Annotated in this window: 20 protein-coding genes and 1 riboswitch; of the genes, 15 read left to right on the forward strand and 5 right to left on the reverse strand. The window is 37.2% G+C overall.

The window, feature by feature from the left end; translation table 11 throughout:
• The first annotated feature begins 177 nt into the window (after positions 1–177).
• The 4 genes from FPQ13_RS08910 (at position 178) to FPQ13_RS08925 (ending at position 10,744) form a co-directional block, all read left to right on the forward strand.
• Positions 178–2,955 carry an ATP-binding protein gene (locus tag FPQ13_RS08910; RefSeq protein ID WP_186279625.1) on the forward strand — a complete coding sequence of 926 codons (2,778 nt, stop codon included), beginning with the start codon at positions 178–180 and terminating at the stop codon, positions 2,953–2,955.
• A complete protein-coding gene (locus tag FPQ13_RS08915) occupies positions 2,936–4,063 on the forward strand; it encodes a response regulator (RefSeq protein WP_144088992.1) in 1,128 nt (375 codons plus the stop codon). The genes FPQ13_RS08910 and FPQ13_RS08915 overlap by 20 nt, the downstream gene beginning before the upstream one ends.
• Positions 4,064–4,253: 190 nt before the next feature.
• Positions 4,254–10,025: a Cna B-type domain-containing protein gene (locus FPQ13_RS08920; RefSeq protein WP_144088993.1), complete on the forward strand. Its 5,772-nt coding sequence runs from the start codon at positions 4,254–4,256 to the stop codon at positions 10,023–10,025.
• 65 nt (positions 10,026–10,090) lie between these two features.
• On the forward strand, positions 10,091–10,744 hold the full coding sequence (locus FPQ13_RS08925; RefSeq protein ID WP_144088994.1) for a class A sortase: 654 nt from the start codon (positions 10,091–10,093) through the stop codon (positions 10,742–10,744).
• 131 nt (positions 10,745–10,875) lie between these two features.
• Here the strand turns inward: FPQ13_RS08925 and FPQ13_RS08930 are convergent, their stop codons facing one another.
• Positions 10,876–11,796 carry a YegS/Rv2252/BmrU family lipid kinase gene (locus FPQ13_RS08930; protein WP_246065450.1) on the reverse strand — a complete coding sequence of 307 codons (921 nt, stop codon included), beginning with the start codon at positions 11,794–11,796 and terminating at the stop codon, positions 10,876–10,878.
• A gap of 328 nt (positions 11,797–12,124) precedes the next feature.
• On the opposite strand from FPQ13_RS08930, the gene FPQ13_RS08935 reads away from it, so the two are divergent.
• The gene (locus FPQ13_RS08935; RefSeq protein ID WP_144088995.1) at positions 12,125–12,403 is read left to right on the forward strand and encodes a hemagglutinin; all 279 of its coding nucleotides are present in this window, start codon (positions 12,125–12,127) and stop codon (positions 12,401–12,403) included.
• Between the two features lie 718 nt (positions 12,404–13,121).
• On the opposite strand, the gene FPQ13_RS08940 is transcribed toward FPQ13_RS08935, so the two are convergent.
• A complete protein-coding gene (locus tag FPQ13_RS08940) occupies positions 13,122–13,349 on the reverse strand; it encodes a hypothetical protein (RefSeq protein ID WP_144088996.1) in 228 nt (75 codons plus the stop codon).
• Positions 13,350–13,724: 375 nt separating this feature from the next.
• On the opposite strand from FPQ13_RS08940, the gene FPQ13_RS08945 reads away from it, so the two are divergent.
• The 6 genes from FPQ13_RS08945 to FPQ13_RS08970 all read left to right on the forward strand — a co-directional run bounded on the left by FPQ13_RS08945 (position 13,725) and on the right by FPQ13_RS08970 (position 20,843).
• Positions 13,725–14,681 carry an AAA family ATPase gene (locus tag FPQ13_RS08945; protein ID WP_246065452.1) on the forward strand — a complete coding sequence of 319 codons (957 nt, stop codon included), beginning with the start codon at positions 13,725–13,727 and terminating at the stop codon, positions 14,679–14,681.
• 1 nt (position 14,682) lies between these two features.
• Positions 14,683–15,948, forward strand: a complete 1,266-nt coding sequence (locus FPQ13_RS08950; protein WP_144088997.1) for a DUF58 domain-containing protein — start codon at positions 14,683–14,685, stop codon at positions 15,946–15,948.
• Positions 15,948–18,152 carry a transglutaminase TgpA family protein gene (locus tag FPQ13_RS08955; protein ID WP_144088998.1) on the forward strand — a complete coding sequence of 735 codons (2,205 nt, stop codon included), beginning with the start codon at positions 15,948–15,950 and terminating at the stop codon, positions 18,150–18,152. Before FPQ13_RS08950 ends, FPQ13_RS08955 begins: the two co-directional genes overlap by 1 nt.
• A gap of 126 nt (positions 18,153–18,278) precedes the next feature.
• Positions 18,279–18,381, forward strand: a riboswitch (purine riboswitch).
• A 145-nt stretch (positions 18,382–18,526) separates the two neighbouring features.
• Positions 18,527–19,849, forward strand: a complete 1,323-nt coding sequence (locus FPQ13_RS08960) for an NCS2 family permease (protein ID WP_144088999.1) — start codon at positions 18,527–18,529, stop codon at positions 19,847–19,849.
• A gap of 276 nt (positions 19,850–20,125) precedes the next feature.
• Positions 20,126–20,692, forward strand: a complete 567-nt coding sequence (locus tag FPQ13_RS08965; protein WP_144089000.1) for a DUF2179 domain-containing protein — start codon at positions 20,126–20,128, stop codon at positions 20,690–20,692.
• Positions 20,664–20,843, forward strand: a complete 180-nt coding sequence (locus FPQ13_RS08970; protein ID WP_246065454.1) for an NETI motif-containing protein — start codon at positions 20,664–20,666, stop codon at positions 20,841–20,843. The genes FPQ13_RS08965 and FPQ13_RS08970 overlap by 29 nt, the downstream gene beginning before the upstream one ends.
• A gap of 75 nt (positions 20,844–20,918) precedes the next feature.
• On the opposite strand, the gene FPQ13_RS08975 is transcribed toward FPQ13_RS08970, so the two are convergent.
• The gene (locus tag FPQ13_RS08975) at positions 20,919–21,134 is read right to left on the reverse strand and encodes a YgaP-like transmembrane domain (RefSeq protein ID WP_144089001.1); all 216 of its coding nucleotides are present in this window, start codon (positions 21,132–21,134) and stop codon (positions 20,919–20,921) included.
• Positions 21,135–21,206: 72 nt separating this feature from the next.
• Here FPQ13_RS08975 and FPQ13_RS08980 point away from each other — a divergent pair, with 72 nt between their 5' ends.
• Genes FPQ13_RS08980 through FPQ13_RS08990 form a run of 3 tightly spaced genes read left to right on the forward strand, consistent with a single transcriptional unit; the run spans position 21,207 to position 24,392 of the window.
• Positions 21,207–22,955 carry an adenine deaminase C-terminal domain-containing protein gene (locus FPQ13_RS08980; RefSeq protein WP_144089002.1) on the forward strand — a complete coding sequence of 583 codons (1,749 nt, stop codon included), beginning with the start codon at positions 21,207–21,209 and terminating at the stop codon, positions 22,953–22,955.
• 33 nt (positions 22,956–22,988) lie between these two features.
• The gene (locus FPQ13_RS08985; protein ID WP_144089003.1) at positions 22,989–24,041 is read left to right on the forward strand and encodes a DUF3048 domain-containing protein; all 1,053 of its coding nucleotides are present in this window, start codon (positions 22,989–22,991) and stop codon (positions 24,039–24,041) included.
• Between the two features lie 42 nt (positions 24,042–24,083).
• Positions 24,084–24,392, forward strand: a complete 309-nt coding sequence (locus FPQ13_RS08990) for a YerC/YecD family TrpR-related protein (RefSeq protein WP_144089004.1) — start codon at positions 24,084–24,086, stop codon at positions 24,390–24,392.
• Between the two features lie 239 nt (positions 24,393–24,631).
• On the opposite strand, the gene crcB is transcribed toward FPQ13_RS08990, so the two are convergent.
• A complete protein-coding gene (crcB, locus tag FPQ13_RS08995; protein ID WP_144089005.1) occupies positions 24,632–24,967 on the reverse strand; it encodes a fluoride efflux transporter CrcB in 336 nt (111 codons plus the stop codon).
• The gene (locus FPQ13_RS09000; RefSeq protein ID WP_144089006.1) at positions 24,964–25,338 is read right to left on the reverse strand and encodes a fluoride efflux transporter FluC; all 375 of its coding nucleotides are present in this window, start codon (positions 25,336–25,338) and stop codon (positions 24,964–24,966) included. Before FPQ13_RS09000 ends, crcB begins: the two co-directional genes overlap by 4 nt.
• Before the next feature lie 115 nt (positions 25,339–25,453).
• Between FPQ13_RS09000 and mgtE the strand changes: the two genes are divergently transcribed.
• A complete protein-coding gene (mgtE, locus tag FPQ13_RS09005; RefSeq protein WP_144089007.1) occupies positions 25,454–26,824 on the forward strand; it encodes a magnesium transporter in 1,371 nt (456 codons plus the stop codon).
• The last annotated feature ends 54 nt before the right edge of the window (positions 26,825–26,878 follow it).

Here is a 26,878-nt window from a genome sequence, read left to right on the forward strand (position 1 = left end):
TCAACAGAAGTAATAAATTTGGATGGCGAGTGGAAGTTCTTTCCGAATCATTTAACGACAACCGACCAAGTTTCTAAGCATTTCGACTTTGTCCAGGTTCCAGGTGAGTGGGGAGACCATAGTGTTGATGAGAATGGGTCCCTTCCTAACTATGGCACCTATTACTTGAAGTTAGTAATGGATTCAGCAGATGACAAAGTTTATAGTATTTCTGTTCCTAGTGTGAGGAATGCTTCAAAACTATATGTCAACGGAAAATTGTTGGGACAGTCAGGTGAAGTTGGTGATCATGAGAATGATTATGATGCGAAAAATGTTCCTTATACAGCTTCATTTACTACAGACGAAAACGGCGTGGCAGAAATAATGCTTCAAGTCGCAAATTATCTAGAGCCTGAAAATGGTGCTATCTCTCGTTCTATACGATTTGGTGAAAGCTCAAACGTTCTTTCAGATAATCAAATTTCCTATTCGATGCAGTTAATTGTTTTCGTTGCTTTTATTATTTTCACTATTTTTTCAATTGGTGTTTATTTCATAAATGACCGTAAAGGGACGTATCTCCTTTTATCGTTTTTAGTTTTTTGTGTCATTGTAAATTATTCTTTAGGAAGTAATGAAAAACTATTAACCTATTGGTTGCAATTGGATTATAAATGGAATTTAAGAATCACAAATTTAGCGACCATTGGTATGATTTATTCGTTATGGACTTTTATCAAAGACTCATTTACATTTCCCAAAATAATACATAGAATAATTATTACTATTAGTATAATTTCAATAATTACGGTCTTATTTTCTCCGTTAGTTTACTTACTTGATACGATGGATTATCTCAGTGGAATTTTAATTATTTCTCTTGTACTCATAATTGGTAGTTTATTTAAAAAAAGCAATATACAACGGGAAGAAACGATATGGATATTATTCGCATTATTAGCTTTATTGAACAGTTATATTTGGTGGGGGATTTGGAATGATCTTGAAATATATGTTTTCTTCTATCCTATAGATTTGCTTTTAGTCATAGGCTTTCTGGTAGTCATGTGGTTTATAATGTATTTCAACATGCACAACAGAACAAAAGACCAGGCTTTGCGACTTACGAGAGTTGGTCAGGAAAAGGATGCATTCTTGGCTCGGACATCTCATGAATTAAGAAATCCATTACATAGTATTTTGAACATAACAGAAATAACCTTAAATAGAAACAAAGGAATCATCGATCAGAAAAGTATAAAAGATTTAGAAAATGTTATCGTAGTGGGGAACAGATTAACTTATCTATTAGACGATTTATTTGAGATGGCTAATTTGAAAATAACAAAACCTACAATCCGAAAAAAAGCCTTCTATTTGCAATCGATTGCTACGGGAATATTGGATATGTTTGACTCTACGATAGACAAAAAGAATGTGACTCTGAAGAACGAAATAAATGATGATTTACCACCGGTATTTGCAGATGAGAATAGAGTAATTCAGGTGATTTATAATTTAATTCATAATGCCGTTAAATTTACGGACGAAGGAGAAATTACTCTGAGTGCGCAAACGAATAGAAGTAAACAAGTAATTGTCACAGTTAAAGATACAGGCATTGGTATGAATAGCCGAGCTTTTGATAAAATGTTCCAACCATATGAACAAGGTGAAAACAACATTAACACAACAGAAGGTGGTCTTGGTCTAGGTCTTGCGGTTAGCAAAGAGTTGATTGAGTTACATGATGAAAAAATTTATGGAAATTCTGAAGAGGGTATTGGGAGCGAGGTTTCTTTCACATTAACAATTAAACATGGAGAAAATGAGAATTTCAATCGAGATCAAACATCCTTAACAAACTTGGACAAATTTTATATTAACAAAGAACATTCGATAAGCAATAATGAAGAATCTTCTACCGAAAAAGTTGCGAATGTTTTAATCATAGATGATGATCCAATCAACTTAACTGTTTTGCAATCATTGCTGTCTGGTGAGAATTATAAAATGGTCTGTGTTCAACACGGACGCGAATTGTTACGAAAAATAAATGCAGAACAATGGGACTTAATTATTATGGATGTCATGATGCCAAATCTATCAGGCTATAACCTAACGACTAAAGTGAGAGAGCAGTTCAGCAAGACAGAATTACCTATTCTTTTGCTTACGGCAAGAAATAATCCAAAAGACATTGTTACGGGTTTCCAAGCAGGAGCCAATGATTACTTGACGAAGCCTGTGAATGGAAATGAACTTAAAGAGAGAGTCAGAAACTTGATTAACATCAAAAAATCTACTGAAATTCAACTGAATTTAGAGTCAAAGTGGTTACAAGCACAAATCAAACCACATTTTATTTTTAATACATTGAATACGATCAATGCATTAAGTGAGATCGATACGGATGAAATGAGACGTTTAATTGATGCATTTAGCGACTTTCTCAGAAGTAAATTTAATTTCACTGCGTATGATGATTTAATCTCAGTTAAAGATGAGCTTTCAATTGTTCACTCATATACTTATATCGAAAAAGTTCGTTTTGGTGAAAGGCTAACTGTCCAATGGGAAATTGGCAATATTGAAGGGTTTAATATCCCACCTCTAACGATTCAGACGATTGTTGAAAATGCAGTTCATCATGGTGTAATGCAGAGAATTGAAGGCGGCGTAATTACCATAAGAGTTTTCCAGAGAGGAAAACATCTTCGAATTGTTATAAAAGACAATGGAGTTGGAATGAATAAAGAAACTGTCCGTTCTATCACAGAAACTACGGAGACAGGAGGTGTCGGTTTAGCAAACACGAATAAGAGATTAAAAATTAAGTTTCAGACCAACTTACAGATTAAAAGTATTCCTATGCAAGGAACGGTTGTTGCTTTTAATATTTATCAGGATGATTTATTGGAACAAAGCAGAATGAACGAAAGGAAGGAGATAAATGAAGTCTATACTCGTTGATGACGAAAAACTAGCACTTGAGTACTTAGAGAACCAATTGATAAAAACAAAACAATATGAAATAATCGGTAAATTCACGAATCCATTAGACGCTAAAAGAATAATTGATAAACATAAAGTGGATGTATTATTTTTAGATATTGAAATGCCTCGTATAAACGGAATCGAATTCGCTGAAAAATTATTAGAAGACAATCCAGAGTTACAAATTGTTTTTGTAACAGCTTATAATGAATATGCTGTGCAGGCTTTTGAATTAAATGCTGTTGATTATTTGTTGAAACCAATTAAATTAGAGCGTCTGCATAAAACGACAGCTCGTTTAAATAGTGAAATAACTGAGCATACAAAAGAAATGCATGATAAAATTCAGATTCACTTATGTTATGAGCCAAAAATACTTGAAGGCAATCAAGAAGTTCCCCTGAAATGGAGAACATATAAAGCTCAACAGGTTTTTTATTACTTAATTCACTGCCGAAATAGAATTGTGGCAAAAGAGGAGTTAATTGAAATTTTATGGCCTTACTTTGAATTGGAGAAAGCAAATGCTCAATTGTATACAACAATCTATCAGGTAAGAAGAACTTTAAAAAGCTTAATAAACAATATAAAAATCGTGAACATTGGTGAAGGGTATAAAATAGAGTTAAAGAATGTAGCATTAGATATTGAGATATTTGAACGTTTCATAGAGAAAAATGAACCTATGAATGAAAACACAATAAGTCAATATGAAAAAGTCATACAATTAGTTGATGGCGATTATTTGCAAGGTTTTGATTATACTTGGATCGATTATGAACAAACAAGACTTCGATTTTTAACGATTTCTACAAAATCTAAAATGATTCAGTGGTATAGGGAGACTAGCGATATTGACTCAGCTTTAAAACATGCATATGACATATATCAACGATACCCTCTAGAGGAAGAGGGATATTTTGAGCTAATGAAAACATTTGCAGTGACAAAGGATAGTAAAGCAGTGAAAAAATATTATAATGAGCTCAAACTGATGTTGGAAAAAGAGCTAGCTGTTGAACCAAGCTTTAAAATTCAGCATTGGTATAACGATTGGATCCAAAATTTCAATTACACGACCTGAATTATTTAAATAATGATGATTAAAGAAGTTGGTTGCACTAAAAACGTGCAATCAACTTTTTTTATTCCAAATCTGTACAGTTTTTGTATATGGGTACATAGTACCTTTCGTATATGTGGAATTTTTCTTTGCATTAATTATAATGCAACGTTTTTCAAAATAAATAATACATAGAAGGGGATTGTAAAAATTGAAAAAAACACTAAGATTGTCCATCGTATTTCTTTTGTTTTTTCAAACGTTGACAATCAGTACAGGGGTCCATAGTGAGACACTAACAGAAAGTGCTGACCAAAGCGTTGTGACCGATGTTTCTGTGACACATGCTGAAGAAGAATCTGAACCCTCAATATTACACGTGAGTTGGTCTGTGAGAGGTTTGGATGTAGCGAGTGATTATACAGAATCTATTAAACTTCCAGAACAGATGAGTATTCATCAAGAACAAAATGGTGTTCTTGTTACGGAGAAAGAAGAGGTTGGTACGTATACGGCCACAGAGGAAAATATTTTAGAAATTAGCTTCAATGAAAACATTGAAAAATTTCCTGAAGCAGGAAATACATTTGATCTTCATGGCTATGTGACGTTAAGCGAAGAGAATACAGAAGTTGAAGAAAGTAAACCGAATGAAGAACTAGTGAAATCCGAAAAAGAAAATTTAGAATCCGAAGAAGAAAAATCGAACAAAACACTTGAAGACACGGAAGAAACAAATAAAAAGTTAGAAGAAAATCAAAATAATATTTCTGAAGAAAAAGAACTAACTTCTAAAGATTCTTCACAATATAAGAAAGCAAATCAATCTATCCAGGCTATTATTGATGAAAATATTATTACGGATGTAAATTTATCAATGTTGGATGAAAATGGTCAGTCTACAATCTTGCAGCCTGATGAAGAAATAAAAGTAAATAATCCATATGATGCTTTCAAAGTGGAATTAGCTTATGACTTTGCTTTACCGAATGGCCACAGTTATAAAGACGGATCCACTTATACAATCGAAATTCCCGAACTTTTCAATGTATTAGCTAATCCTGAACCTATTCCTTTGAAGCAAGAATCAGGAGTGCAATTCGGCTCTTTTATAGTTACCAATAATAATGAAATTAAAATAACATTTAATGATGAAATAGAGAAGAAATCAAATATTTCAGGTTATATAAATTTAGAATCTGAATTTGATGCTCATTATAAAGATTCGGCAGAAACAGAGATAAACTTTCCGATAAAAGGTGAGAGCACAATAACATATCCAATTAAGTTCGTTCCTAGCGGTTCATCAATTGATAAGATTGGTGTTCCTAATAAATCGTATAATACCGAAACAATCACATGGACGGTAGATTTTAATAAGGATTTGCAAGAAATCAACAATGCAACCTTAGAGGATATCTTGGAAGGTGATCACTCTTACGTTGCTGGAACGTTGGAAGTATATCAGTTATCGATGAATTCGGATGGAAGTATTGATGAAACGAAGACTCAAAGATTAGACAATCATGGTTTCGGTAATGAGTTTCCGCTAATTTTTGGTGACATCGATTCAGCTTATAGAATTAAATATGATACGAAAATTAATGATAACAAAGGTGAAAAATACAAAAATACTGCAGTATTAACAGGGGAAGAGTTAGGTGAAGATGGTATTAAAGCGTCTGCTACGGTTGACGTAAAGCGCGGCAAACCTCTTGAAAAAAAATCAAGCGATTATGACAATGTTACACAAACGATTGAATGGGAAGTTAAATATAATTATGATGAAAAGAAGATCCCCCAAAATAAAGCGAAATTGACAGATCAATTCGGTATTAATCAAGAACTTGTAGATGATAGTTTTATCGTAAAACAAGTAGAAATTGACCCAGATACAGGTAAAGAGATAGGTGCAACCGATATAGACGCTGCTGATTATCAGGTTACTAAAAATGGGACCGGCTTTGATTTTCAGTTCAACAGTGACATAGAGACCGCATACAAAGTCATTTATCGAACGACCGCTGTTGACCGAATCAATAATAATAATAAAGTCACAAACAAAATCTCTGATGAGTTTGGAAATGAAAATGAAGGCAGTAGAGATATTCATCAAGGTATTTTGATTAAGTCTCATGTTAACAACACGAATTACGATACGAAAGAAACGGATTGGCGTGTTGTCATAAACCGAGATGAATATGTGATGGAAAAAGTTTTGTTTACCGATGAATTGCCAGAAGGGTTTACACCGAAGAATATAGTCATTAAACATGGCGAAGAAACGCTAGAAGAAGGAAAAGATTTTACGTATAAGTTCAAAAGTGATGAAAGAAAGATCAATATTGCTTTCACTGAGAATATTACAAAAAAGGTAATTATCACATACACTACGCAAATCGATTTCGATCAGGTCAATCCAAATGATGTGAAGTATACCAATAGTGCTTACCTTGAGTGGATTGACGATAGCGGTTCTAAAATTACCAAAGAAGGAAATGCCACGTTTAATCCTGATCAGTATACGAAACAAAATGGATTCAAGGGTGCTCAATATAATCCGGTAACAAAAGAAATTAAATGGACGATTGGTGTGAATTACAACAAAACGACGGTAGAAAATGCAATTGTCGAAGATTTTATTTTAGGTGAGCAGAATTTTGACATAGACAATGTCAAAGTTTATGAGATGGAATTAACAGGAAAGGCGAACGGATACCGAAAAGGAAATGAAGTCGAAAACCCAGCAATTAAAGAGGCAACCAATGAAAACGGTGACTCTGGTTTTCAAGTGGAATTAGGGGAGATTAACACACCATATATTATTGAATATACCACTGATTTAAATGGGTTGTTGGTTGAGGGTAGCTACGATAATAAAGCAATCTTGCTGGATGGAGATCAAGTTAAAAATGAGTTAAAAGCATCTGTACAACCGATTCATGGCGGAGAGTATACGGATAAAAATGCATCTCAAAATAAAGAAAATCCAAGAGTCGTCAATTGGAATGTAAACATTAATTTCGCACAATCAACGGTAACAGATTTAAAAATAGAAGATACACCGAGCATCAACCAAGCATTAGTAGAAGATAGCGTTAAACTTTATGGAACAACTGTGACGGAAAAAGGAATTTCGAAAGATACTGAAAAGCTTCTTCAAGAAGGTGAAGATTATACGTTGACTGTTGTTGAAAATGAACAAGGTCAATATACATTCACGATTGATTTCAATGAAGATAAAATAGATCGGGCTTATGTCCTGGAGTATGACACTTATATTTTATATAAAGATGATGGTATGATTTCCAATGATGCAAAGTTCTTTGCTAATGAAACCACATCTTTAGATACAGATGACACTTATTCCAATCAAATCAATTTATCGAATATAAGTGGTGGTATCGACGGTGAAGTGGGAAGTTTAACGATCACAAAAACGGACCATAATGACCATTCAAAACGATTGAGCGGAGCTGTATTCGAGCTTTATGACGAAACAGGCGAAGTACTTTTAAATTCTAAAACAACAAATCAAGAAGGCATCGTCACTTTCAAGAACCTACTATACGGTGACTATCTATTGAAAGAATCGAAAGCTCCTGAAGGTTATGTTGTTGGCATTAATGATCAACAAACGGTAACAGTTGATAATAAAGCGACTAAGCTAGAAGTAAAGAATAAAGAGATTATCCATGAAGTTGAGTTAACAAAAGTGGATGAAGCAAATCAAGAAACTCTGAAAGGTGCCGTTTTTGAACTTTATGAAAAAGAAAGTTCGACACTTTTAGGTACGTTTACCACTGATGAAGATGGTCGCATTTTTGTAAAAGAACTGTCACCGGGTGAACATTATTTTATTGAGAAAGAAGCACCTGATGGCTATTTATTAGATGAAAAACCAATTTCATTCACGATTGATGAAAAAGCAACAGAAACGGTCCAAGTTCAAGCAGAAAATACGGCAATAGAGACGACAACCATTCAAGGGACTAAGACTTGGAAAGATGATGATTCTGTAGATCGTCCAGAGACAATTATAGTTAAACTTCTGCAAAATGGTGATGTTTATGAATCAAAAGAGGTAAGCGAACAAACAAATTGGGCATATACCTTTAAGGATATTCCTGTTACAGATGACTTATTAAATGAGTATGACTATCGAATTGAAGAGCAACGTGTAGAAGGTTATCAAACAACAATAGACGGTTACGATTTAACCAATCTTCGTGTCGGAAAGATATCCGTAGAAGGCAATAAAATTTGGTTGGACGATAACTCAGTGGATCGACCAGAATCCATTACGGTTAAATTATTGCAAAATGATGAAGTTATTGACTCGCAAGAAGTTACGGCAGAAAACCAATGGGAATATCGTTTTGTCGATTTGGATCAATATGATGAAAACGGAGTAGCGTTTGAATATACTGTTGACGAAGAACCGATTGAAGGTTACGAAAAAACAATTGAAGGTTATGATATAACAAACCTTCGAGTAGGAACTACAGACATCTCAGGGACAAAAACATGGAAAGATGATCAGTCTTCTGAGAGACCAGAATCTATTGAAGTTCAATTACTTCAAAATGGTAAAAAAATTCGCTCTCAAGATGTCTCGGCAGACAGTGACTGGAACTACCAATTTACAGACTTAGATCAATTTGACGAAAGCGGGGTTCTTTATAATTATTCTATTTCAGAGGCTCCGATTCACGGTTATAAAACAATTGTAAATGGTTTTGACCTGACGAACGTACGCACCGGAAAAACAGATATATCTGGCATAAAAACATGGCAAGACAACGATGCAACAGATCGACCAGAATCCATTACGGTCAATTTATTGCAAAATGGTGTTGTAGTGGATGAAGTCACAACTACAGCTGAAAATAACTGGGCTTACACTTTTGAAGAGCTTGATCAGTATGATGAAGATGGAGTTCTTTATGAATATACAATTGAAGAAGAACACGTGTCAGGTTATGTTGCAGAAGTAGATGGATACGACATTACGAACACAAGATCAGAACAAAGAAACATTCAAGTCACAAAGAGCTGGCTTGACGCGGAATCTGAAAAACGTCCAAGTGCAATAACGGTTAATCTCTTACGTAATGGTGAAATATTTAAAACAGTAGAGTTGACTAAAGACAATAAATGGACTTTTGTATTTGAAAGTATAGAAGCTTTTGATGAAAAGGGTATGCCTTATTCATTTACGGTGGAAGAAGAGTCAGTTGAAGGTTATCAAACATCGTTGAAAGGTTTTGATATTACAAATCTCAGAGTCGGGGAGATTGATATATCAGGCACAAAAACATGGTTAGACGACCAATCTGCTGACCGTCCAAGTGAGATAAAAATTGATTTACTTCAAAACGGAACAGTGATCGACACAGCTTTAGTTACATCGAAAGATAATTGGACATATAGCTTTAATAACCTTGATGAATTTGATGATGAAGGTGTGCCTTATCACTATGAAGTCCAAGAACAAGAAGTAGCTGGTTATGTATCAAAAGTGAACGGATATGACATTACAAATATTCGTTCTGAACTGACATCGATCGAAGTGAGTAAAGTATGGGTAAATGATGAAAAACAAGATCGCCCTGAATTTATTACTGTTAATCTTTTACAAAACGGAGAAGTTATAAAAACGGTCGATATTTCAGAAGAAGATCAGTGGTCTTACGTTTTCGCAAATTTAGATAAATATAACGAAAATGGGGAAGAATATAAATATACTATAAATGAAATTCCTGTTGAAGGTTATGATGTAACAATTGAAGAATCTGCTAATAGCTTTGTCATTACGAATACAAAGGATACTAGTTCAGTAGAGTCAGAAAAAGACGAATCAATTTTACCTAAAACCGGAGACCGTTCTAATACACAATCAATCATAATTGGTCTGCTATTAATCATCTTAGCCGGTGCAATAGTAATCGTTTCAAACAGGAAAAAAAAGCCTACTGAATAACACGTTAGTATGATAAAAGCCTGGCCTTTATTGGCTGGGCTTTTGTTAAAAAGGAGCAATAAGAAATGAAACTATGGCGAAATATTATTGTTATAACTCTAGTTATAACTGGAATCCTATTCATCGGAACTCCCTTTATAAAGAATTATATTATAAATCATAATATGAATAATTCACTAAATGAAATGGAAGAGTTGGACAGTAATGAATTAGCAGCTAATCGTAAAAACAAAGAATATAGCGAGGAAGTAACTGAATTGCCAAGTAATGTAGATGTCTTCAAAAGTTTGAAATTTGAAGGAAATCCAGTAGCATTTCTATACTTACCTAGAACGGGTTTGAAACTTCCAATATACGGGAGTGTTAACAATACCAATTTACTGCATGGTGCTGGTGAAATGAAAGATTATAGTGAACTAGGAAAAGGTAATTATGCGATTGCGGGCCACAGAATGAAAGAAGAAGGGTTGTTATTTCACGATATTCCCAGATTAAAAAAAGGGGATGTTATATATGTGACTGATAAAGAAACAATTTATGAATATAAATTATATGATCCAGAAATCGTATATGAGGATGAAACAGATCTCATTAATGACCGTGACAAAGATGAGATAACATTGCTAACTTGTGATGTACCAAGCAAGCCACACAATCGAGTGAAAGTGAATGGTGATTTAATTAATACGTATAGTTACACAAATGATTTCTTTGATTGATATGCTCGCATTTAATCATCTCATTATAATAAGACTTATTCTCGTTAGTTAAAATGATATGCTCCTTTCATGCGAAATTAATTTTTAAGTGTCTACTTTAAAGGGAGCACGTCACTTTACGGTATAGCTAATTATACTGCTCCTACCATTTGAATGTGTCCAGGTAAAACAGATATAACTGTAGGTGTTGTCGTATATATTTCACCGTCCATATCGACATCCATTTTCACCTTTGTTTCAATCTCTACTTTTTCCACTTGAAAATGATCTAATTCTTCAAGCTGGTCAGGATCTACCTGCTGATTATTCAATGAAAATATTTCTCGTAACGAGTCTAAGTTAGTGTTCTTAGCAATCAACACGTCTAACAGACCATCGTGTGGGAACAGTTTTCTAATTGCTATCTCTTTCGTACCAATAAAGTTGCCATTTAATACAAAAATCAATCTTGCTTCTCCGTCATATTCGCCCTCACTGGTCTTCACCTGGTAAGAAAAAGATGTTGCCTGATTCAATGTTTTTAAAGTACTCACAAAATAACTGAGTACGCCAAGGTTATCCTTTTGTGCATCATCAGTGTTTTTTGAAGTTTCAGCAACAAGTCCGATGCCCCAGAAGTTGAGGAAGTAATCATTGTTTGCCTGGCAAATATCTGTAGAAACTAACTCTCCATTTACAATGGACTGTGCAGCCAATTTTAGATTTTGTGGCATACCTAGTGTTCTACTGAAATCATTAGAAGTGCCACCTGGTAATATAGCAACAGCCGGTCTCTTCTCTAACTGAGCGATACTGTTAATAACTAAATGGACCGTCCCGTCTCCTCCAAGCACAATAATTAGATCAACATTGGCGCCTTTTGATTTGCATACTTCTTTCAAATCATCTGGACTAGAAGTTGCAATGATTGTTAGTTCTTTTATCTTTTGAGATAATATCGGGATTGTTTGCGATAAATTTTTTCCAATAACATTAGCCTTTTCTTCAGCTTTGTATACAAGAATTGCATTGTTCCATTTCTCCATGTTTACACTCTCCGTTTCAACTTGCATATCATGTTCCCCTTTAGGATTATTGGGAAACTTTGTTGCGGGTTGTGTTAAAGAAGAAAGATTAATTTAAAAGGTTCGCAAAGGACTAACCATAAAAAATAAAAAGGCTTCTCGTTGTTTTAAAACATTTGAGAAGCCCTTAATATTTATTCTTGTAAATAATCTAATGGACTATACCTAATAGCAGAGAAGTTAAATAAAGTGGCCGAGTAAATTGAATCATATTAGAACTAACTATATTTCTAAGAATGTCCTATTTAGACTCACTTCCTTTTCCGACAAAATCTTAGTATAATAGATTTATCATCAAATTAAAGGAGGAGCTAAAATGGAAAAAAGTGAATTCAATATGATTATTCAAGCAATTCGTGAATTGTCTGACAAAATCGATGGAGTTGAAACGAGATTGAATCAACGAATCGATGGGCTCGAACAAAGAATGGACAGCCTCGAACAAAGAATGGACAGTTTAGAAGAAAAGGTGGACAAAAACCACGGTGTTGTCACGGGTAAAATTGACCGACTAACAGAAAAAGTAGAATACATCCAAGAGAAAATGATCGATCATGATGAGGATATTTTCCGATTGAAAAAAAGAGTTTTATAACAATCGAAACAATAATTTATACTACGAGCCTGCTAAATCTACACTATCTACTACGATCTCCAAGGATAACCTACACATTCATCGCCTATAAATAACACATACTTACTTCATTCCACAAAAATTCTTATTACATTTAATAATTAAGCCGTCATTGACAATAAAATCCTACTTTATTTGAACCCTTTTAAGTTAAATATGTGCCACGAAGCTCATATATGCGCCTCGGACGATAACTTATGTAGCTAATTTGAGAAAATATGGCCCCAAAACTTTTATATTTACGACCAAGAGAAGAATATATGATCCTTAAAAATGAAGTGAGAAAAGACGTTAGAAGGTGATGCTATCAGCTAGATTCCAGTCATCCCGTTCACCAATAAAGACATTCCGGACAACATTCTACACAACCATTAAATATGCGATAGGGAAAGAGGAGTGTTACACTTTTGATTGCTTCTTGACAGTTTTCAAAAGTGCCAATATAAGTTCTTCCATGAACAGGCAAGATAATTCTACAGTCTTCAGTATGTACAGTAAAAATGCCTTTATGATCGGGGCTCTGTAAATAATAAAATGCAGCCATCTACTTACCTCCTCACAAAATTTTAAATTTACTGTACATATTCGACTAATTTCAGTAAATTCCTTCATTTTATTGCATTAAAATGGATATATTAGACATTAAAAAACTGACTCAGTTACCTGAGCCAGTTGTAATCTAGTCGATGTCATCTTGTTTTTTATTATCTTTTTCTTCCCATTTCCTCTCTGACTGTGATGTTTCTTGGTAGCCTGCTCCGTCTTGATTTTTCAACTCATCAATCTTCAAATCTTCCATTGGTATATCATCCGTGTGTTGTTGTTCTTTCATTCCGTCTAAGGGTGTTCGTTTTTCGTCATAAACAGAATCCCTTTTTCTATCTGTAGGTTTGTGATCTTTATTCATCAAATCACCTCATATTTCTTGTTTGTTATTGTTTACCTCATTTTCTTAAGTACTAAACGCAGTAAGCCATTTCCTAGTCAGTCTTGTTTCTGGTAACATTTAAGAGAGTGTATTGATTTAGTTGGACATTTTTGGATAAAAACATAGAAATATCAGTATGAAATTAATTTTCCATGTAATGTATAGGGTAAAATGTCGGAATTATTGGTAAAATGAAAAGTAATTAAATAAATACTAGTTGGACGTAGTCATTCTAGCGAATGGCGTATAACCGTTCATCTAATAGATTAGTAGTTTGAGCGTATACTTTGTGTAAAATACGCCAACGCTGAAGGTAGATTTGTCAGTGGAAGAATTGAAGGAGGAGAAGTGGGGATGGAGCGATCGATTATGACACAGCATTCGAAGATTGAAGAGCTGTTGACGAATATGGAGAAAGTAATCGTTGGAAAACGAGATACGATTGAATTAACGGTTGTAGCTTTGCTTGCTGGTGGTCACGTGTTATTAGAAGATGTACCAGGAGTCGGGAAGACGATGCTTGTCAGGGCATTAGCCAAATCATTGGACTTGGATTTTAAACGAATTCAATTCACGCCAGATTTATTACCTTCTGATGTGACAGGTGCTTCTGTCTATAATCAAAAAGACATGACGTTTGAGTTTCTGCCAGGACCGATTTTTGGAAATATTGTTTTAGCGGATGAAATAAACCGTACATCACCGAAGACTCAGTCGGCTTTGTTGGAAAGTATGGAAGAGCGGAATATAACGGTTGATGGCCAAACGATGGCATTGAAGCAACCGTTTTTTGTCATGGCGACGCAAAATCCGATTGAATATGAAGGAACGTACTCTTTGCCAGAAGCTCAGTTAGATCGTTTTTTAATCAAATTAAAACTAGGTTATCCGACGGAGCAAGAAGAGATCGATATGCTCGGACGCACGACTTCCGTTCATCCGGTCGACCAAATTCAAGCGGTTATGACACAAGAAGAGGTCATTGAATTACAGCAACAAGTACAGCAAGTCCATGTCAGCAATAGCATCAAGGAATACATTGTAAAATTGGTTCATCAAACGAGGAATCATCCAATGCTTGAACTCGGTGCGAGCCCGCGTGCTTCCATCGCTTTAATGCGTGCTTCAAAAAGTTATGCATTTATCCAGGGACGGGATTATGTCGTGCCGGATGATGTGAAATGGCTATTGCATGATGTGTTAAGTCATCGTTTGCTTGTCAGCTCAGAAGCTAGATTTGAAGGACGGACGGTTGTTTCGATTTTAGAAGAAATCACAAATAAAACCCGAATTCCGATGGAACGTGGTTAAAATGATTGCTTCTATACGTACATTTTTTCGTTTCATTCTTGTATTGTCTCTTGCCGGAATTCTCTTTGCGTACGCGATGTTTCAAGGGGGATTTGTCAGTTGGTTTTTATTTTTTGGCTTTCTCCCTGTGTTTCTTTATTCGTTATTTTTAACGTTTTATCCATTAAGTTTGTTTAAAGCCGAACGTCAATTTAATTCGAGTTATGGAGAAGCAGGACAAGACATTCAAGTAGAAGTGACGTTAAAGCGTTTTTTGCCATTGCCGGTCTTTTATTTAATTATCGAAGACTCATTGCCTGAGAGTCTAAATTGGAAAGATACCCGTGCGAAAAAGTATCAATTTTTAAGCAAACCGAAAGTGTTAATGAACCGGGAAGCGAAAAAAACGATTATTTTTCCGTGGTTTAAGCGGAGATTAACTTATCATTATTTACTTGATCATGTACCACGTGGCAAACATGAATTTAGTGCGGTGAAAATTGTTACAGGTGATTTTTTAGGGATTATTAAAAAGAGAAAAGTAATAGAAGTTCAAAATGATTTTGCTGTGCGGGCGTGGAATCGAACGACAAAGCTATCCAGTGGAATGTCAGCGTTTGATGAAGGAAGGCAATCGGCGTTTCTACCTCAGGTGAGACATACGAATGTCGTGTCGGGTGTGCGAGATTATGCTCCTGGCGACCGTATTTCATGGGTGGATTGGAAAACAACCGCTAAAAAGCAGCGACTTGTTACAAAAGAGTTTGAGCAAGAAAAAAATAAGGACGTAACGGTTTTGTTAAATGGAGCTGTAGCGGATCCGAATCGTTGGCTCGCATTTGAAGCGGCTATTGAGTTGTCTCAATCGTTGGCCCGACAGTCGTTAAATTTGTATGGAAATGTTCAATTTATCCATGCGGGTGCTCTACGAGAAGAATTGATGTTGTCGAATCGAAGGCGGTGTGATGAACAACTAATACACTTATTATCAACAATTCAACCGTTGCAATCGAGCTCATTTGAGGAGCAGTTGATCAAGGAAGCATCGTTACGTGCGGCTGATCGCAATCTGCTCATTGTATCGGCAGAATTAAATGAGCAAATTGGAGAATCGGTCTTGCGTTTGAGTCAGCAAGCGAGAGACGTATTGTTTATCTTTATTGCCGGAAAAAAGCAACTGACGGATCAAGAGCATGCGATCATCAATCGTTTGGCGCAGAGTCCTGCCGGTTTCCAGTGGCTCTCTGAAGACAATTTGACGAGTGAAATAATCGAGGTGAACGCGTAATGCGTTTGAACGGAAATCCGACCCATCCTTGGGTAAGTATATTATTATATATCGGCAGTATGTTTTTATTATTCGAATGGATTATACCACTTGAGATCGTTACCGACACAGGTTACGTTTACGTGTTTTATCTGTTTGTTGCTTACTGTTATTTAATGACGGCAGTCGCTATGCCAGCGTGGGTTCGTTCACCGCTCAAATTGCTCGGACTACTCGTCGTCATGGATATTTTGTTTTTTGATGCACGTTTTCTATCCGGGGCATGGATGCAGCAATTTCTCGGTGATTTACGCATAAATTTCGAAATGCTTTCTAACCGAAGTTGGATGGAATTTACGGCGCAGTTTCGAACATTTCTGTTTTTGATTTTATTGTGGATGTTGAGTTATCTACTTTATTATTGGTTCGCCATCGTGAAAAGGCCCTTATCTTTTATCGTATTTACGTTTGTTTATTTAACGGTTTTGGACACCTTTACAGAATATAGTGCTGTCTGGTCGATCATCCGTACGTTTGCAATTGGCGTCGGTGTGCTAGGCATCAGTCATTTATTTAAGTTGGCTGAAGCGGAAAAATTAAAGATTCAATCGTTTCGCATACTTATGAAATGGTTAACACCTTTACTCGTCGTTATCATCGTCGGGACATCCATTGGGTATGCTGCACCGAAGTTTAGTCCTCAGTGGCCTGATCCTGTTCCATTTTTACAAGGAACGGCAGAAGAAGGCTTCAGTGGTGTTGGCTTTCAAGATAAAGTACAACGGATTGGGTATGGAGAAAATGACGAACAGTTAGGCGGCGGGTTTATTGCCGATGATACGACAGTGTTTTATGCATCTGCTGAATCCAGTCAATACTGGAAAGTTGAAACAAAGGATCAATACACCGGAAAGGGCTGGAAGCGCACAATCGAAGGTGATTTTGCTACTGGTTCTCCTGGGGAAACGCTCGCATTGGAAACGTATCCGACAACGGTAACAAGAGAACCAGGTCAATCGAGTATTCAGTTGGTCGAACCAGGAAATTTAAATAAACTTCCTTATCGTTATGGAACGGCATCTTTTAGAAATTTACAGGTCGAATACAATCCAGTGACTGGGGAAGTCAATAGCCCGGATGAACTGCCGGCCGAGCCGTATAATTTATATGTGGAGCAACCGAAATTCCCTCTTGAACAAATGCAGGCTGTGTCTCCTGCGATGCACACTGTACCTGAACCGTACTTGCAGTTACCGGAGACGTTGCCAGACCGAGTATATGAATTAACAGAGGAAATCATTGCGGGTAAAGAAAATCGATACGATCAAGTGAAAGCGGTCGAGCAATATTTTTCTCGAAATGGATATGTGTATGAAACGAAGGACGTCCCTGTTCCAGATGATGATCAAGATTTTGTCGATCAATTTTTATTTGAAACACAAAGAGGTTACTGCGATCATTATTCGACATCAATGGTTGCGATGCTTCGTTCAGCAGGAATACCAGCTAGATGGGTGAAAGGTTTTACAGGCGGAGAAATGACCCAGCAGACAGACCTGGCAAATGACAAAGATTTAACGACGTATGAAGTTCAAAATAATAACGCTCACTCGTGGGTGGAGGTGTTTTTCCCTGATGTCGGTTGGGTACCCTTTGAACCGACCGTCGGATTTTCCAACCAAACCGAATTTATGGCAGAAGAGGCACCGGAAGATTTAGAGGAAACGGATGAACCAACCGAGCAAGAGGAGCAAGAACTTCCTGAACCTGAATTGGACGAAGGTCCTGAAGCACCACAGCCAGAAGAAGAAAGTGATGCCGAAAGTGTGGAAACTGCTTCTGACTTTTCTGGTTATACGTTGTTAAAATGGGGCATTGTCATAGGGCTTGCTGTGTTAATCATTTGGTTGATTTCACGGTATCGCTTCCGTCTCATGTCTTATTGGAAGAAAAACAAACTACAACGTAATCATGACCAAGAATCGTTCACAGATGCTTATCAATTCTTATTGAAGCTATTAGAAAAAGAAGGATATGTAGTTGAAAGTGGTCAGACATTACGAGAATTTTCGAAAAAAGTCGACAGGTTGATTGGTAACACAGATATGTCCGAGTTAACCAATTATTATGAGCGAGCTGTTTACCGGGAGGAGAATTTGGAAAGTGACCGGGAGGAAATTAATCGGCTATGGTCTCAGATTGTTCGTAATTTGCTAACTAAATAAGAAAGTTATGCTCTGTATATTCGGCTTTAGGTCGAAAAATATTATTGAAGTTGATGTAAATGAGAAAATATACGTGAATTTCCCTCTTGACGAATCGTGTGGAAGTTTGTAAAGTAGAGATGTATTATAAAATTAAACTTGAACACTTCGTATAATATTGGGAATATGGCCCAAGAGTTTCTACCAGACTACCGTAAATGGTCTGACTACGAGTGATTGTTAATAGCCAAAGCAAAATGGTTTGTTATTATCTAACCAAGCTTATGGTATGTTTGCAATCTTCCTCGTAGCACTCTTGGTTATACCAAGGGTGCTTTTGCTATTCTTTAGCTCGGATATCCGTAGTGTTTCAAGTGATCGAGGGGGAAATTGCGTTGAAAAATTATTTTCGTTTTGAGGAATTTGGGACAAATTACCGGACAGAGTCCGTCGCAGGCCTGACAACATTTTTGGCGATGGCCTATATCTTATTCGTTAACCCAGCGATCCTTAGCTTGAGTGACGTTGAGGGAGTCGAAGGGATGGACCCGGAGGCTGTATTTGTGGCAACGGCATTAGCTGCTGCAATTGGTACACTGATTATGGGGTTACTTGCGAAATACCCAATCGCTTTAGCACCAGGTATGGGATTGAACGCATTCTTCTCATATAGTGTTGTTTTAGGGATGGGAATTCCTTGGGAAACGGCTTTAGCAGGCGTACTCGCATCAGGTCTTATTTTTATTGTATTAACGTTAACTGGGATTCGCGAGAAAGTCATCGATGCTATTCCAAATAACTTAAAGCTCGCTGTGGGTGCAGGAATTGGTTTGTTTATCGCATTTATCGGTTTGAAAAATGTTGGGATTATCCAAGCAGACGAGGCGACATTGGTCGCATTAGGTGATTTGACTAATCCTAGTATCTTACTAACAATCTTTGGTGTGTTTGTCACCGTTATTTTACTAGCGGCGAACTTCAAAGGTGGCGTTTTTTACGGAATGATCATTACAGCGATTGCTGGAATGATAGTCGGTTTGATTAATGTGCCAACTGGTGTCAATGATGTTGTTGGTAGTGTACCAAGCTTAGCACCGACGTTTGGTGCAGCACTCACTCATTTCGGTGAAATTTTCACAATGGATATGTTAGTTGTCATTTTGACTTTCTTGTTCGTTGATTTCTTTGATACAGCAGGAACGTTGGTGGCGGTTGCGACCCAAGGTGGTTTGATGAAGAACGGAAAGTTGCCACGTGCAGGGAAAGCTCTATTTTCTGATTCTGCAGCGACTGTCAGTGGGGCAATCTTAGGTACTTCCACGACGACTTCATTCGTTGAGTCGACAACAGGTGTTGGCGCAGGTGGTCGTACTGGCTTTGCATCTGTCGTAACAGCGGGATTGTTCTTGCTCGCTTTATTTTTCTCACCATTACTCAGTGTGGTGACGACAGAAGTGACAGCACCAGCGTTGATTATCGTCGGGGTTTTGATGGTATCCAATTTAAAAGAGATCGAATGGGACAAATTTGAGATCGCTGTACCAGCTTTCTTGACGGTCCTCATGATGCCTTTAACAAATAGTATCGCAACGGGTATTGCGATTGGATTTATTTTCTATCCGATTACGATGCTTGTCAAAGGTCGATATAAAGAAATTCACCCATTGATGTATGTGTTAGGTGTAATATTCTTCTTGTATTTTATCTTTTTAACGTAATTAATTTATGAATCCAAAGCCCCTACTGGCTATGTAAGGAATAGCTGGTGGGGGCTTTGTGATTATTGAGGAATGGACTTGGTGTGCAATAAATTAAGAGATGATCTCATCTAGCTGTCGACAGTTGACCTAGGCGTTAAATTGGTATTAAAATACATAAGAATTGGTTGGGTAAATTAAACTGACCACTCATATAGTTAATAGTGATTACCCAGTAAATTTAAGGGAAGACTGAACATAAAATAAAATTATATTCATTTGAGAGGAGACTTGGCGTTGCTTGAATCTAGCCTTGTCATGGTAACAATTATCCTAGTGGTTAATATTGTATACGTTTCTTTATTGACCGGACGGATGATTTTTACATTAAAAGGGAAGAAATATATTGCAGCTAGCATTGGTATTTTTGAAATAACGGTGTATGTAGTAGGTTTAGGATTAGTATTGGACAACCTAGGTGAAATCCAAAACGTGATTGCTTATGCACTCGGATTTGGGATTGGTGTTATTGTTGGAATGAAAATTGAAGAAAAGCTGGCGATTGGGTATATTACGGTTAACGTTATTTCCTCTAATCCAGATATTCCATTTACTCGCAAGCTTCGTGCAAAAGGTTATGGTGTGACGAGTTGGTATGCGTATGGAATGGATGGAGATCGTTTGGCTTTACAAGTGTTAACTCCACGACGCTATGAATTAATGTTGTACGAAGCGATAAAGGAAATTGACCCTAAAGCGTTTATCATCGCTTATGAACCACGTCAGATTCATGGCGGCTTTTGGGTGAAGAAAGTAAAAGGGAGTCGATTGCAACGTGAAGAAGAAAAAGTACAGAGTGAGTGATTTTGACTCAATCGATTCGTGTTTAGACCAAATAGCCAAAGACGGATATCGACCTATAAGACGGATGGAAAAACCCGTGTTTGAAGAGAAGAAAAATGGTGAACGAGTGCCAATCAGTCAAGAGATTGTCTTTGAAGCGATAGAAAAATAACGAGGTTCAAAAGAGAATGAGTCCCTTTTGAACCTTTCATTTATTGGAAACTTTTGTTAACCTTAAATCTATCAATCATTTAGAAGAAGTTCGTTGCGGGACGAATAACTCCTTCGTCGGACAATATTTCGTCAAACCTTCAGCTGCTACTAGAGCTGATAACTTGATTAATAGAAGGTTCCAGGTTGTTACAGAATGACGAGAAAGCCTTGCCGCTCCTACTGCTAAACCACATAATCCCATACTCGTTCTTACAAACGCACTGACCGTTCCGATATTTTGTTTTCTCATAACTTTTCCCTTCCCTTTACAGGTTTAATGCATTAAAATGTAGACTATACAGAGATAAATGGAGGACTGAACATGCAAGAACATTTATATCGCTGGCGTAACAAGCAGCTAAGAGAACATGTTGCTGTTATTGACGGAAAAATTTCGCCAACGATTGTTTTGAAAAATGCGACTTTCTTAAATGTGTATTTAAAGAAGTGGCAAACCGCAAATATTTGGATTTATGAGGATCGCATCGTGTTCGTCGGTGACGATATGCCGAAAAAAATGAGAAATACTGAAGTGGTCGATTGCACTGGAGAATATCTCGTTCCTGGTTATGTTGAGCCTCATTCACATCCGTTTCAGTTATATAATCCCCATTCCTTGGCAGAGTATGCACTGAAAAAAGGCACGACAACACTTGTTAATGATAACTTGATGCTTCTTTTATTATTGAAGAAAAAGAAAGCGTTTTCTTTTATTGACAGTTTACAGGATACGCCTGCTTCTCTTTTTTGGTGGGCTCGTTTCGATTCACAATCTGCTCTCCGGGAAGAAGAAGAGTTTTTGGATAGTGAAGAAGTATTGGATTGGCTTAATCATGAAGCCGTCATTCAAGGGGGCGAACTGACGAATTGGCCTGAAATTTTAAAAGAGGATGACTTATCCCTATACTGGATGCAAGAGACGAAGCGGCTCCGTAAGTCGGTTGAAGGGCATTTCCCAGGAGCTTCCATTCGAACGTTATCAAAAATGAAACTACTTGGAGCAGATGGCGATCACGAATCGATTTCTGCGAAAGAATTGTATTTACGCTTGCAGTTGGGCTATTATGCAGCGATTCGACATTCCTCCATTCGTCCTGATTTGAGAAATATACTGAAGGAGCTCATGGCGTACGATGTGAAAGTTTGGGATTACATGTTATTCACAACAGATGGAGCAACCCCTAGCTTTTATGAAGAAGAAGGGATGATTGAACGGTGCATTGAAATAGCGATTGAAGAAGGTGTGCCCGTAGAAGAGGCGTATGCTATGGCTTCAATTAATGCAGCAAAGTATTTCAATTTAGATCATCGTCTTGGAAGCATTGCACCTGGACGGACAGCGCACATCAATTTCCTTTCTTCAAAAGAAAACCCATTGCCTACTTCTGTTATGGCTAAGGGTAAGTGGATTGTCCGAAATGGTGAAACAGCGAGCGATTACATGAAGCCGGTTGATTGGCCAGCCTTTGATTTCGATCCATTGAAGTTGGATTGGGAGCCTAATGCAGATGACTTACATATTTCAATGCCGTTTGGTATGGAAATGATCAGTGATGTATTGTTGAAGCCTTATGCCGTCAAAACAGAATCAAATAAGAATTTACTGTCCCGTTCAAATAACGAAGCGTATGTTCTTTTGATGGATAAGGAAGGAAAATGGTTAACATCCACTTATATAAAAGGATTTACTGATTCACTTGGTGGACTTGCGAGTTCTTATTCCAATACAGGCGATGTCATTTTGCTCGGTAAGAAAAAAAGTGATATCCAGCTTGCGTTCCAGCGAATGAAGGAACTTGGCGGAGGAATTGTTCTTGCGCACAAAGGCGAAATCATTTTCGAACTACCTTTACGGTTACAAGGTGTTATGGCAAACTTAAAGATGGAAGATGTTATTGAAAAAGAGAGAGAATTAAAAAAACTTCTACAAGAGTTCGGTTATACATTTGGCGATCCTGTCTATACATTGTTATTTTTATCTTCGACGCATTTGCCTTATATCCGAATTACACCATCAGGAATTGTCGATGTCATGAAGAAAGAGATCTTGTTCCCGTCGATTATGCGTTAATGTAAATTTCAAATAAAGGTAGTGGGGAAAACGATGAGAAAGTACTACGTTATTTTTACTTTATTAATGATTTTGGTAGTCAGCTCTGCTTGTAGTGACGATGAAGAGACGAGTGAGGAACCTACTGAAACGGAACAAACAGCAGAAGAATCTACAGAAAATGAGGAAGATGAAGTTGAATCGAAACCTCAATTCACTTATCCATTGACTGGAGAAGATGCTGATCAAGAAGTGACGAACCGGGCGTTGGCAGTCATGATCAATAACCACTCTAAAGCAAGGCCGCAAACAGGGTTGATTCACGCTGATGTTGTGTATGAATTTTTGGCGGAAGGACCCATTACTCGCTTTCTAGCAGTCTATCAGAGCCAAATACCGGAAGCGGTTGGTCCTGTAAGAAGTGCTCGTTCTTATTATATTGAGACAGCCAAAGCACATGAGGCGTTGTACATTTACCATGGTGCAGCAAACTTCATTGAAGAAGATTTACGTGCCGGTTGGGTGGATAATTTGAATGGAGCGTACTATGATAACGATGGATTTTTGTTCAAACGGGAATCCTTCCGAAGAGCACCTCATAACTCTTATGCGTTATTGGAAAATGCTTATGAAGTAGCGAAACGAAATAATATAGAGACAGAAAAAGATCATGATTGGCTCGGTTTTTATGAAGAGGATGAATTGAGCGGAGTTGATGGTTCGCCAGCAACAGACATCAGAATCGATTATTTCAGTAACTTAAGTGTTTCCTATGAGTATGATGAAGCAACGAATACGTATGCACGTTTTGCGGATGGACAGCCATCTACCGACTTAAACACGGAAGAACAGCTTCATTATTCGAATGTTTTAATCTATGAAACACATCATGAGGTCATTGATAAAGCATCACGTCGGGACATTGACCGCGAATCGGGCGGAAATGGATACTTGATTCAAAACGGTGTAGCAAAAGAAATTGAATGGAAAAATGTTGATGGACTAATGCTACCATTTGTAGACGGGAAGGAAGCAAAACTAGTTCCCGGAAAAACATGGATTAACGTAATCCCAATGGGCATCGAAGAGAAAGTAACGATTCAATAACAACAAAGAATAAACAAGAAAAAACCTGGAGGAGGGTTTTACATGCAAATCGATAAATTGCGCGGAAAAGAATTGGATCAATTTTTCAAAGGAATTCTCGCATTAAAAGACGTCGAGGAATGTTATAAGTTTTTCGACGATGTAGCAACGGTCAATGAAATCCAAGCACTAGCACAACGAATGGATGTTGCTCGTATGCTTCGCGAAGGCCATACGTATCAGCGAATTGAGGAAGAAACAAATGCCTCAACTGCTACAATCTCACGCGTGAAAAGAAGCTTAAATTACGGCAGCGAAGGATACGAAATGGTATTCGGCAGAATTTACGCAGATGAAAAAGAAGAAAAATAAATGAATGAAAATCCGTTTTCTATTTTAGAAAACGGATTTTTTGTATGTTAAATGTAGTGGGGTGTGTGATCTATGCGTGAATGAGAGCTGTGTGATCGCGAAAAGTCATCGAGAAGCCGTCTCAACACACGAATGAGCACCGTGGTATCACGCAATGTCATCGAGAGGCCGTTTCAATACACAAACTAGAATCACCGCATCACAAAATGTCATCGATAACTCGTCTCAACATCACCGTTTCACCCAACCAACACATATCCAACTGAAAAACAAATGCCTATTCCAATAAGGTTGCTTGCGATATAAATAATCGCAGTTACATATTTATTTCCGCGAAGCATTTCCATTGTTTCAACGCTGAATGTCGAGAATGTTGTGAAGGCTCCGAGAAAACCAGTGCCGAATAAGAGTATTGACTCACTAGACATAGTGGCGATGACAATTCCTAATAAAAAAGATCCGATTAAATTAATGGCGAACGTTCCCCAAGGAAATACATTGGTTTTAGAGAATAATAATGAGAGCACATACCGGGTGATTGCACCAAATGCTCCACCAATCATGACGTGAATCATTTTGTCACCTTCTTTTCCATCCATAGAAATCCGAACAAAGCAGCGAGGATTCCTCCGATTAAGGTTGCTGATGAATAAGCGGCCAAGTAAATATATTGCTCGCTATCAATGAGTTTGAAGAAATCGAAAGCCACTGTAGACATTGTTGTAAATCCACCACAAAAACCAGTCCCTAAAAGTAATTGTAAGGTGTGTTTTTCAGGATATTTAATAAAATACGCTACGACTATCCCTAATAAAAAGCTTCCAACAATATTGACGGATAAAGTTGCAATAGCTGGTGTTTCTGTTAGTAAGCGGGCGACCATGTAACGAAAGCCGCTTCCTACAGCGCCTCCTAACCCGACTGCCAATAAATAATGTAGTTTCATCGGAATGCTCCTAGTTTTTGTTTCTTTTATTCTAACATGTTCATTCTGTCAGGGGTTCAAAAGACAAAACTTCGGGTAATCCATTAGATAGATTGGATAGTTGAGGTGAATCGTTATGTTTCTATTATTGAGTGCAACCTCTGCACATCGTTCTTATAAAAAGTTAGATGAATATCTTGAAAACGATGATATTGAGTCATTTAGACATGAATTGTTACGTTTACATCAATACAATCAAATGAAATGGTTTGAACAATTGCAAAATCCCTCGTTAAGAAAAAACGTATATAAAGCTTTGTCAGCAAGAGAATTCGCTGCAATCTTTCAGAAATTGAAACTGAAGGACCAAGTAGATAAAGTTCAAGAATTAGAGGACACGTACCAGGCTGATGTTTTTTCAGCGATGTCAACGAATCGGTTAGCCGATTTATTTAACCGCTTGCCAGAGCATGTCATTCATCAATCGATTGATCAAATGGATGCTGAACAAGCCCGGACTGTAATGCAACTGATGAAACATGAGGAAGGTACAGCTGGAGCGTTAATGACAACAGAGTTCGTTTCGTTAAATAAAGACTTGACTATAGAGCAAGCAATCGAAAAATTGCGAGCGTTTGCTGATCTAGCTGAGACGATATACTATGTTTATGTCGAAAATGATCAGCATCAATTAGTCGGCGTAGTCTCGCTTCGCCATTTGTTGGCGGGTGAATCGACGAAGACGTTAGAAGAGATTATGAAAGAAGAAGTCATACAAGTAGTGCAAGACAAGGATCAGGAAGATATTGCGAAACTGACAAAAGACTATGACTTGATTGCCATTCCTGTTGTTGATGATGATCGTCATTTATTAGGAATTATTATGGTCGACGAAATTATGGATGTCGTAGAGGAAGAAGCGACAGAGGACTTAGGTGAATTCGCCGCATCCAGAGGCGCACTAGGTATTGAAATATCCGCTTTACTTGCCGCGAAAAAAAGAGCACCATGGATTATGGGATTACTGCTGATCGGCATGGTTACAGCGCAAATCATTAGTTTTTTCGAAAATACGCTACAAGAAGTTGTGATGTTATCTGCGTTTATTCCTTTAGTGATGGGTGCTGCGGGAAACACGGGAACACAGACACTAGCAGTCATTGTTAGAAGTATTTCAAATGACGAAGTGAAGAAAGGTGTCTGGAAAATTATTTTACGTGAGTTATCCGCAGGGTTCATGATCGGTATTTGCTCTGCTGCGGTATTGCTTATCGTCATTCCGATTTTCTATAACGGAAATTGGCCACTAGCATTTATCGTCGGCGGCTCGGTTTTTCTCGCATTGGGATTTGCGACCTTCATTGGCTGTGTCATTCCAATTATTATTAACAAATTAAATATTGATCAGGCCGTTGCTTCAGGACCTTTTATAACGACGCTTAACGACATGGTTAGTATCGTCATTTACTTCCTTATTGCAACATCATTTTTACAGTACTTGCAATAGAATATATTTAAGTGGAAAATACAAAAAAAGGATAGTTTGACCGCTACACTTGGA

It is taken from the genome of Allobacillus salarius, assembly GCF_007559425.1.
GTDB lineage: Bacteria > Bacillota > Bacilli > Bacillales > Alkalibacillaceae > Allobacillus > Allobacillus salarius.